The sequence below is a fragment of the Hungatella sp. SL.1.14 genome (genome assembly GCF_024460495.1).
GTDB classification, from domain to species: Bacteria; Bacillota; Clostridia; order Lachnospirales; family Lachnospiraceae; genus Hungatella; species Hungatella hathewayi.
In genome coordinates, this window is record NZ_JANFYJ010000069.1 from 1 (window position 1) to 2,002 (window position 2,002).

Consider the following 2,002-nt stretch of genomic DNA (forward strand, 5'->3'; position numbering starts at 1 on the left):
TAATGGCGCAGGCACTGGTATCTGCAAACTGTCCGTATCTCAAAGTCGGCGAAAGAATGCCGAATATGAGGATCGACGACAGCCACGAACAACTACGGTTTGCTTAACAAAACGATCATTTAGAGGAGGAACGGAATGTGTAATTGCATATATGACATGAAAAAAAGGCTGGAAGAAAAGGGATATGAACATGTACAGCCACCCGTTGAAATTTTGTCAGGGAGAGTATATATATCTTTCACTGCCAGAGAGCCGGGGAAGAAGAGAGAAAGGGAAGTTCCCATCCTACTTTCAAAATGCCCGATTTGTGGAATGAAATACGAAAAAGAATTAGACCCACGAGACATAATTGATTAGATCATGTAGAGGAGGAAAGAAATTGAAGGCAAAAATATGCGCTGGAGAATTTAAACGAATTATTGATAATACAAAGCGATTTGTGGGTGACGGAACGCTCTCGGAGTTAATGCGGTGGACATACTTAGAAATCGACGCGAAAGAAAAAGTAATCCGGGCCACAGCGTTAGAGGGCCACAGAATCTCGATTGAATATGCGGAGCTGGTAGAAGCTGACGAATCATTTACCTGTTACATAAGGCCAACAATTCCGAAGATCACAAAACGCGATAACTATGCGGAATTGGAAGTGAGTAATAGCCGGCTGTATGTGCAGGTGGGAGAGTCAATCATGGGATATGTGCAGCCGGAAGGCCAGTACTATCCTGTTGACAAGATACTGAAGGAATATCAAGAAAAAGAGAAAATGATTACGATAGGGATTAACGCAAAGTACTTAAAAGACGCACTGGATTCCATTAGCACCTACGATTCTGATAAAAAAATGGCGAAGATAGATATATACGACTCTGTATCCCCAGTGATTATCAGAACGGGAAGAAAGGGAGAGCGGGAGAATTTAAAAATTGTTTTACCGGCTCGTTTGAGAGATGACTAAATCGAGAAAGAAGGGGAAAATCAGTGTTCAAAACAAATAAGGTGAGTTCATATTGTTCTGTTTGCGGAAAGGAAATATCGATAAAAGGGAATGATTTGAACCAGATATTTATACACCCGTTACACGCATTAAAACATGAAATTCATTTATGGAGAGTACACCACAGAAGGATGTTGAAGGTAAGTGATTTGCTAAAATGTATACTTCAGGTGGCAATCGGATTTTTATTAAGAATCGTGATGATTATATTATGGATTGTTACTTTTCCCTTTTGGGCGATCCATGAGTTTTGCGAGTAAAATCGTAATATGAAGGAGGTTTGAAACGTGATAGACAACACAAGCTGTAAAATAAGAGGATGTAACAAATGCGACGAATATAAAAAGCACTGTGATGATCTAATGCAGGAGAATGAGGCGTTGCGAATGCGCCTGGCAGAGATACGTGAGCGCATAAATGGCATGGAACTGCCTCACGAATACCATATACTGTATACACGCGGATGGTATGACGCAGTCGAAGAGGTCAGGAGGTACATAAATTGAAACATCAAGAAATCCCGAAAGGGTACATAACCCAGAAGGAGATACAGGCCGCACAGCGGTATTACCGGATCGGCCGCAACGTAATCGTACATACTTACAAAGCCCAGGGGATCGATTCCATGGGGCATACTGGCGAGGCGCACCGCGGAAAGATTGTGGAGCATTATAAGCATTTTGCGCTGGTGAGGCTGCCGAGTGGTGTACTGGATAGCGCGCTATGGCCAGATTTAGTATTGCAGATGCGGAAACGAAAAAGATATAGGCAGGGAGGCGAGGCCGGTGGAGCAAAACAGTCCGGCTAAAGAACTGGAGAATTTCTTGAATTTCATAGACCAATGTGTCCAGGAATACAAGGCAGCGTATGAAAATGTGAATGAAGAGGACCGGCGTCTGCAAGATCTGGTTCATGCAATAGAATTTGCAGTGGATAAGTCTGAGCGGAACCGAGTAGCAACGAAGTTTCAGCAGAGTCGGAAATACCGCAGGCAGAATAAAGATATTG

The 2,002-nt window shown here is 42.9% G+C and carries 4 protein-coding genes and 1 pseudogene; all 5 read left to right on the plus strand.

The genetic code is table 11. The features are described 5' to 3' along the window. Positions 1-135: 135 nt before the first annotated feature. On the plus strand, positions 136-357 hold the full coding sequence (locus NE473_RS29850; RefSeq protein WP_039890434.1) for a hypothetical protein: 222 nt from the start codon (positions 136-138) through the stop codon (positions 355-357). Positions 358-379: 22 nt separating this feature from the next. Further along, positions 380-955, plus strand: a complete 576-nt coding sequence (locus tag NE473_RS29855; protein ID WP_006771088.1) for a hypothetical protein — start codon at positions 380-382, stop codon at positions 953-955. Between the two features lie 326 nt (positions 956-1,281). Further along, positions 1,282-1,500 (plus strand): hypothetical protein, encoded by a 219-nt coding sequence (locus tag NE473_RS29860; protein WP_039890435.1) that lies wholly within the window; start codon positions 1,282-1,284, stop codon positions 1,498-1,500. Beyond that, complete coding sequence (locus NE473_RS29865) at positions 1,497-1,802, plus strand: hypothetical protein (RefSeq protein ID WP_006771090.1); 306 nt, start codon at positions 1,497-1,499, stop codon at positions 1,800-1,802. Before NE473_RS29860 ends, NE473_RS29865 begins: the two co-directional genes overlap by 4 nt. Continuing rightward, positions 1,780-2,002, plus strand: a pseudogene (locus NE473_RS29870) (hypothetical protein); the annotation flags it as partial. The gene NE473_RS29865 and the pseudogene NE473_RS29870, both read left to right, overlap by 23 nt.